Annotated in this window: 6 protein-coding genes and 2 rRNA genes; 5 read left to right on the top strand and 3 right to left on the bottom strand. The window is 69.1% G+C overall.

The features are described 5' to 3' along the window. Window positions 1-4: 4 nt before the first annotated feature. Entirely contained in the window at window positions 5-1,153 is a 1,149-nt protein-coding gene (mtnA, locus tag BT364_RS34860) for an S-methyl-5-thioribose-1-phosphate isomerase (RefSeq protein ID WP_072489207.1), read from the bottom strand. A gap of 140 nt (window positions 1,154-1,293) precedes the next feature. On the opposite strand from mtnA, the gene BT364_RS34865 reads away from it, so the two are divergent. From BT364_RS34865 to BT364_RS34885, 5 genes are read left to right on the top strand one after another with little or no spacing between them, the layout of a single operon-like run. Continuing rightward, on the top strand, window positions 1,294-2,496 hold the full coding sequence (locus BT364_RS34865) for a DUF7847 domain-containing protein (protein ID WP_072489208.1): 1,203 nt from the start codon (window positions 1,294-1,296) through the stop codon (window positions 2,494-2,496). Between the two features lie 4 nt (window positions 2,497-2,500). Further along, window positions 2,501-3,190 carry a DUF4129 domain-containing protein gene (locus BT364_RS34870; RefSeq protein WP_072489209.1) on the top strand — a complete coding sequence of 230 codons (690 nt, stop codon included), beginning with the start codon at window positions 2,501-2,503 and terminating at the stop codon, window positions 3,188-3,190. Next, window positions 3,187-4,398: a DUF4350 domain-containing protein gene (locus BT364_RS34875; protein WP_072489210.1), complete on the top strand. Its 1,212-nt coding sequence runs from the start codon at window positions 3,187-3,189 to the stop codon at window positions 4,396-4,398. Before BT364_RS34870 ends, BT364_RS34875 begins: the two co-directional genes overlap by 4 nt. Next, a complete protein-coding gene (locus BT364_RS34880; protein ID WP_072489211.1) occupies window positions 4,395-5,396 on the top strand; it encodes an AAA family ATPase in 1,002 nt (333 codons plus the stop codon). The genes BT364_RS34875 and BT364_RS34880 overlap by 4 nt, the downstream gene beginning before the upstream one ends. 10 nt (window positions 5,397-5,406) lie before the next feature. Beyond that, entirely contained in the window at window positions 5,407-6,717 is a 1,311-nt protein-coding gene (locus BT364_RS34885; protein WP_072489215.1) for a DUF58 domain-containing protein, read from the top strand. A gap of 114 nt (window positions 6,718-6,831) precedes the next feature. Here BT364_RS34885 and rrf read toward each other — a convergent pair. After that, a 5S ribosomal RNA gene (rrf, locus tag BT364_RS34890) occupies window positions 6,832-6,948 on the bottom strand. Window positions 6,949-7,024: 76 nt separating this feature from the next. After that, window positions 7,025-7,133: ribosomal RNA gene (locus tag BT364_RS34895) — 23S ribosomal RNA — on the bottom strand; the annotation flags it as partial.

Raw genomic sequence — 7,133 nt, forward strand, 5'->3', positions numbered from 1 at the left:
CCCATTAGCTAATCGTTACCTGCGATGATCTGGCACACAGCTCTGTCAGCCCGACCCCCGTGACCGGGGAAATCGTGCCCTCTTCCGTGACGATCGCCGTGACCAGCTCCGGCGGCGTGACGTCGAACGCGGGGTTGTACGCGGTGGTTCCCACCGGTGCCACGAGCAGTCCGCCGGCATCCGCACCCACCACCCCGACCTGCAGCGATGTGAACTCCGTCACTTCGGCGCCCGGCCGCTGCTCAACGACGATCGACGCCCCGTCCGCGGTGTCCAGATCCACGGTCGTGGTCGGCGCGACCACGATGAACGGTACGTGGTGGTACTTCGCGAGCACCGCCAGTGGATAGCTCCCCACCTTGTTCGCCACCGACCCGTCGGCGGCGATGCGGTCCGCCCCGATGAGCACGGCATCCACCTCCCCCGCAGCGAACAGCGACCCCGCGGCGTTGTCCGTGAGCAGGCTGTACGGCATTCCGTTGCGCGCCGCCTCGTACGCCGTCAGCCGGGCCCCCTGGAGCAGCGGACGCGTCTCGTCCACCCACAACCGCCGCAGCCGCCCCTCCCGGTGCGCCCCGAGCGCCACCGCGAAGGCGGTGCCCTCACCACCGGAGACGAGCGCCCCGGTATTGCAGTGCGTCAGCAGGCGATGCCCACCGCCACCGGGCAGCAGCTCGTCCAACAGGGCAAGGCCGTACCCCGCCATGCGCCCACTGGCCTCGGCGTCCTCCCGGTGCAGCGCCCTGGCCTCGGCCAGCGCCACCGCCGCGGCCCGCTCCGGATCCGCCCCCTTCCCGATGGCCTCCCGATACGCCGCGGCTGCCCGCCTCACCCCGTAACCGAGATTCACCGCGGTGGGCCGCGCCCGCTCCAGCAGCCCCGCGGACTCCGCCACGTCGTCCCCCCGCACGGCCGCGAGCGCCACACCATAGGCACCCGCGATACCCAGCAACGGGGCGCCTCGCACCGCGAGCGTCCGGATCGCCCGCACCAGAGCGGGCACATCGGTGCACACGAACTCGGCCTCCTCCGCCGGCAGCCGCGTCTGGTCGAGAAGCACCAGCGCGGGACCTTCCGGAGGCTCGGCCCAGCGAAGTACGGGAAGCGAGGGAGGCTCGGTGCCCACCGGCGGTTGCGCGTCCTGATCAGCCATCCGTCCAGTCTGCCCGGTGAGCCGCCCACAAATGAAGGTACGAAGGAGATGGAGCGCCCGGCACATAGCGGAGCAACGCGTGGCACGATGGCTGCCAACCTGCCGCGCCGATGAGCGGACAGGACCATGAAGGAGCGAGAATGAACGACACTCCGGGCTGGGCCTCGCCCGGATCTGCCCCCTCCGACGGCCAGGGCGCCGGCGTCCCCCGGCCCTCCGAGCCCGTCGACGGCAGCGGCCCGGCAGGGAACTGGTCTCCCACGCAGCCGCCCGCAGGGCAGTGGTCCCCACCGAGCGCTCCCGGCACAGGTCCTGGCGCACCGCCCCCCACTGCGGGCTGGGGCGGCGGGCCGCAGGGGCCCGGCTGGGGACAGCCGCCCCTTGCGGCCAAGCCCGGTGTCATCCCGCTCCGGCCTCTCGGCGTCGGCGAGATCCTCGACGGCGCGGTCTCCACGATGCGCGCCCACTGGCGCACAGTCCTCGGCATCACACTCACCGTGTCCGTGATCGCCCAGGTAGCGATCACCCTCGTGGAACGCTTCCTGCTGCCGGAGCCTGCGCAGATCGATCCGAACGCCACCGGCACGGAAGCGCTGCGGCAGGCCGCCGACTCGGCCCAGTCGACCGTGTTCAACAGCGTGCCGTCCATGCTCATCACCATGATCGCCACGCTGATCACGACGTCTGTGCTGACCGTGGTGATCAGCCGCTCGGTGCTGGGCCGTCCCGTGACGCTCTCCGACGCCTGGGCCGAGGCCCGGCCCCGGCTTCCTCAGCTGCTGGGGCTGACGCTGCTGCTGACCCTGATCAGCGCCGCCATCATGGCGGTGGGCCTGCTGCCGGGCATGCTCATCGGCTCCGCCGCGGGCGCCGGACTCGTCCTTGTCGGGTTCATGGCCGCGTTCGTCGTCGTCATCTGGCTGATGGTCCGCTTCTGCCTCGCTTCGCCGGCCCTGATGCTGGAGCGGCAGTCGATCACGGCCTCCATGCGCCGTTCCGCGAAGCTCGTCCGGGGCGCCTGGTGGCGGACCTTCGGCGTCCTGGCGCTGACCGGGCTGCTGACCTTCGTCGTGGCCCTGATCATTGCCATCCCGTTCGGTGTCATCGCGATGGCTGTGGACGGCGAGGGGATCGGCTCCGCCCTCACGAACGGCTCCGCGGACTTCGGCTGGCCCTTCCTGATCGTCTCCGGCATCGGCAAGGTGATCGTCGCGACGATCACCTACCCGCTCTCCGCCGGTGTGATGGCACTGCTCTACATCGACCAGCGCATCCGCCGCGAAGCACTCGACCTCGAACTCGCCCGGGCAGCAGGCCTGCCGGGATACGACACCAGGAGCTGATGCCGTGTCGGGGGCGGGGGGCACCACAGCAGTACGGCTACTGATCCATGCGAGCGGCGACATACCCGTGGACACTCCACGTGTCCCCGCCCGCGAGGCAGCGAAGCACGAACTGTCCAAACCGATGTACCACGAGAATGATCCCAACCTTCTCCAGCGGGGCCTCGACCGGCTCTGGGACTGGATCGGCGACCTCCTGGCCACAGCCTCCGGCGCAGCACCGGGTGGACCGATCGGCCTGATCGTGCTCGTACTGCTCGTCATTGGCCTGGTCGCCGCACTCTGGTGGCGACTGGGCACTCCTCGCCGCACCGTGCCTTCCGCGGACGCCCTTTTCGACGACAGCCCCCGCAGCGCGGCCGAACACCGTAAGGCCGCCGAGGCGCACGCCGCCGCCCAACGCTGGAACGAGGCGGTCCAGGAGCGGATGCGTGCCATCGTCCGCTCCCTGGAAGAGCGCGCCCTGCTCGACCCCCGCCCCGGGCGCACCGCCGACGAGGCCGCCGCAGAAGCAGGCCGCCCACTGCCCGCACACGCAACGCGGCTCCACGCCGCTGCCAGAGAATTCGACGACGTCACATACGGCGGCCGCACCGCCGACCAGCAGGCGTATCTGGCCGTACGAGCTCTGGACCTCGATCTCGAAGCCGCCAAGCCTCTCCTGACAACCGCGGCCCGGGGAGCAGCCGAATGACCGAGGTCACCGCCGCCCCCACCGCAGCGGCCCTCACCCCTCACCAGATCTGGGTCCGCGTCCGCGGTCTGCTCCTCGCCCTCCTGGTACTCGTCGTCGCCGGAATCGCCCTGGCAACCGTCCGCTCCGGCGACCAGCACGGCCGCCTCGATCCTCGCTCCGCCGACCGCTACGGCAGCCGGGCCGTCGCCGAGCTCCTCAAAGAACGCGGCGTCTCCGTCGACGTGGTCACCACGCTCGACGACGCCACCGCCAAGCTCGGCCCCGACACCACGTTGCTCGTCACGTCCCCCAATCTGCTGGCACCGCGCCGGCAGAGCGAACTCCGTGCCGCGACCGACAACGCGGCCGGCCGCACCGTCCTGCTCGCACCGGGCCCGCCCTCCGTACGCACGCTGGTCCCAGGCGTCACGGCAGAGTCCGCCGGACCGGTAGCCCCCCGTGCCCCCGAATGCTCCCTGCCCGCCGCCCGCAGCGCCGGCGACGTCGAAACGGGAGGCTTCCGCTACACCTCGTACGGACTCGACACCGTCGGCTGTTTCCCGAGCGGCGGCCTTCCCACCGTGCTCCTGGTCGAACAGGGAGCGGGCGAGACCGTGCTCCTCGGTTCCCCCGACCTTCTCCACAACGACAGACTCGCCAACCAGGGCAACGCATCCCTGGCCCTGCAGCTTCTCGGTTCCCGCCGTCATCTGATCTGGTACCTCCCCTCACTCGCTGATTCATCGGCCACCGCCGAGGACGGGGGAACCGGTGGCGACGGCACCTCCGGCGACCGCAGCTTCGCCGACTTGATCCCCCGGGGCTGGTTGTGGGGCACGCTGCAACTCGCACTGGCCGCCGTGCTCGCCGCCATCTGGCGCGCCCGCCGTCTCGGCCCCCTGGTGACCGAGCGACTGCCTGTGGCCATCCGCGCCTCTGAATCCACCGAGGGCCGTGCCCGCCTCTACCGCAAGGCGAACGCCCGGGACCGGGCCGCCGACTCGCTGCGCTCCGCCACCCGCACCCGCATTGCCCCGCTCATCGGCGTCTCCTCACGCGACGCCCACTCCCCCTCAACACTCGTCCCTGCCGTTTCCACCCGCCTGAACAGCACTGACGACAGCGTCCAGACATTGCTCTTCGGACCCGCCCCGTCCGACGATGCCGCTCTCGTCCAACTGGCAGACCAACTCGACACCCTCGAAAGAGAGGTACGCACGTCATGAGCGCCCCGCCCCCAGTGCCCGCCGAGACCACCGATCCCCTCGGGAACGGCGATACAGCCCGCGCGTCCCTGGACGCGCTGCGCTCGGAGATCGCCAAGGCCGTGGTCGGTCAGGACCCTGCCGTCACCGGACTCGTCGTCGCTCTGCTCTGCCGGGGCCACGTCCTCCTCGAAGGTGTCCCCGGAGTAGCCAAGACCCTCTTGGTCCGGGCTCTCGCCGCCTCACTCGAACTCGACACCAAGCGCGTCCAGTTCACCCCCGATCTGATGCCCAGCGACGTCACCGGCTCACTGGTCTACGACGCCCGCACGGCCGAGTTCTCGTTCCAGCCCGGGCCCGTCTTCACCAATCTGCTTCTCGCCGACGAGATCAACCGCACCCCTCCCAAGACGCAGTCCTCCCTCCTGGAGGCCATGGAAGAGCGCCAGGTCACCGTCGATGGGACCCCCCGGCAACTGCCCGACCCCTTCCTCGTTGCCGCCACACAGAATCCCGTCGAATACGAGGGCACCTACCCTCTCCCCGAGGCCCAGCTGGACCGGTTTCTCCTCAAACTGACAGTGCCCCTGCCCTCGCGGGAAGAGGAGATCAACGTCCTCACCCGTCATTCCGAGGGCTTCAATCCACGTGACCTCAGGTCAGCCGGCATACGTCCCGTCGCAGGCCCGTCCGATCTGGAGGCCGCCCGCCACGCAGTCGCCCGGACCAAGGTCTCTCCCGAGATCGCCGGCTATGTCGTCGATATCTGCCGTGCCACGCGTGAATCCCCCTCGCTCTCCCTCGGCGTCTCTCCCCGAGGCGCCACCGCCCTGTTGTCGACCGCCCGCGCCTGGGCCTGGCTCACCGGCCGTGACTACGTCATTCCGGATGACGTGAAAGCCCTGGCGCTCCCCACGCTTCGTCATCGCATCCAGCTGCGGCCCGAGGCGGAGATGGAGGGTGTCACCCCCGACTCCGTCATCACAGCCGTCCTCGCCCACGTCCCCGTACCCCGATGAGGCGGTGACCGTGGCCCTCACTGGACGTACCGCCTTGCTGGCCGCTCTGGGGTCACTCCCTGTAGGCATCCTGGCCCCCAGCTGGACCGGGATGCTGGCAGTCAACGCACCGCTCTCTTTGGCAATTCTGTGCGACTACGCCCTGGCAGCACCAGTGCGAACGCTTCAGTTCACCCGATCTGGTGATACAAGCGTTCGACTTGGCGAAACCGCCGAAGTGCAACTCACCGTAACCAATCCTTCCCGTCGCAAGCTGCGGGCACACCTTCGCGACGCCTGGCCTCCCAGCAGCTGGCCCACCGGCACGGACCAGGCTTCCTCACGCCACCCACTTTCGGTCCCGGCGGGCGAACGCCGCCGGCTGACCACTTTCCTGAGACCGACACGGCGGGGCGACCGCCAGGCCGAACGCATCACCGTCCGCTCGTTCGGCCCTCTTGGACTTGCCGCCCGGCAGGGGAATCACCAGGTCCCGTGGACGGTTCGGGTCCTGCCTCCCTTCACCAGCCGGAAGCATCTGCCGTCCCGCCTCGCCAGACTCCGCGAGCTCGACGGCCGCACCAGTGTCCTCACCCGTGGCGAGGGCACGGAATTCGACAGCCTGCGTGCGTATGTGCCCGGCGACGACACCCGCTCCATCGACTGGCGAGCTACCGCACGTCAGTCCGCCGTCGCAGTACGCACATGGCGCCCCGAGCGGGACCGTCACATCCTCATCGTCCTGGACACCGGCCGCACCTCGGCGGGACGTGTCGGTGACGTACCCCGTCTCGATGCCTCTCTGGACGCGGCCCTGCTGCTCACGGCTCTTGCCACTCGTGCGGGCGACCGCGTGGATCTGCTCGCCTACGACCGTCGCATCCGCGCACAGGTTCGGGGCCGGTCCGCAGGAGAGGTCCTGTCGGCCATGGTGAACGCCCTGGCGCCCATCGAGCCGGCACTCATGGAGACGGATGCCCGAGGTCTCGCCGCCGCCGTGCTCGCCGGTGCGCCTCGTCGCTCCCTCATCGTGCTTCTCACGGGCCTGGATGCAGCCCCTGTCGAAGAAGGCCTGCTTCTTGTACTCCGTCGTCTGACCCAGCGCCATACCGTACTGGTGGCTTCGGTGGCGGATCCGCACGTCGAGCAGATGGCGAGTGCGAGAGGCACAGTGGCCGCGATCTACGAAGCTGCCGCGGGGGCACAGGCCCAAGCAAGGCGGCTCCGCACTGCCGAGCAGCTCCAGCGACACGGCGCGGTGGTTGTCGACGCAACTCCGGACAACCTCGCTCCGGCCCTCGCCGATGCCTACCTGGCACTCAAGAGCGCAGGGCGGCTCTGACGCAACCCACCACTACGACGTACCAAGCCTTCCTTGAGGAAAGGGGTTTCTCATCTCTCCGCAAACGCAGAAAAGCCCCGTGCCACAAGGGCACGGGGCTTTCCCGTAAAAGGAGTTCGGCGGCGTCCTACTCTCCCACAGGGTCCCCCCTGCAGTACCATCGGCGCTGAAAGGCTTAGCTTCCGGGTTCGGAATGTAACCGGGCGTTTCCCTAACGCAATGACCACCGAAACACTATGAAATAAACAACACCGGAACAACACGGCCGTTCGTTATTTCAGAACTAACACAGTGGACGCGAGCAACTGAGGACAAGCCCTCGGCCTATTAGTACCAGTCAGCTCCACCCGTTACCGGGCTTCCACATCTGGCCTATCAACCCAGTCGTCTACTGGGAGCCTTAACCAATCAAGTTG

This window comes from Streptomyces atratus (assembly GCF_900119365.1).
In the GTDB taxonomy this organism is placed as follows: Bacteria; Actinomycetota; Actinomycetes; order Streptomycetales; family Streptomycetaceae; genus Streptomyces; species Streptomyces atratus_B.

Excerpts from the sequence above, each read along its gene's own strand:
- BT364_RS34865 (WP_072489208.1), top strand. The coding sequence starts at position 1,294 with ATGAACGACACTCCGGGCTGGGCCTCGCCCGGATCTGCCCCCTCCGAC.
- BT364_RS34880 (WP_072489211.1), top strand. The coding sequence starts at position 4,395 with ATGAGCGCCCCGCCCCCAGTGCCCGCCGAGACCACCGATCCCCTCGGG.
- mtnA (WP_072489207.1), bottom strand. The coding sequence starts at position 1,153 with ATGGCTGATCAGGACGCGCAACCGCCGGTGGGCACCGAGCCTCCCTCG.
- BT364_RS34875 (WP_072489210.1), top strand. The coding sequence starts at position 3,187 with ATGACCGAGGTCACCGCCGCCCCCACCGCAGCGGCCCTCACCCCTCAC.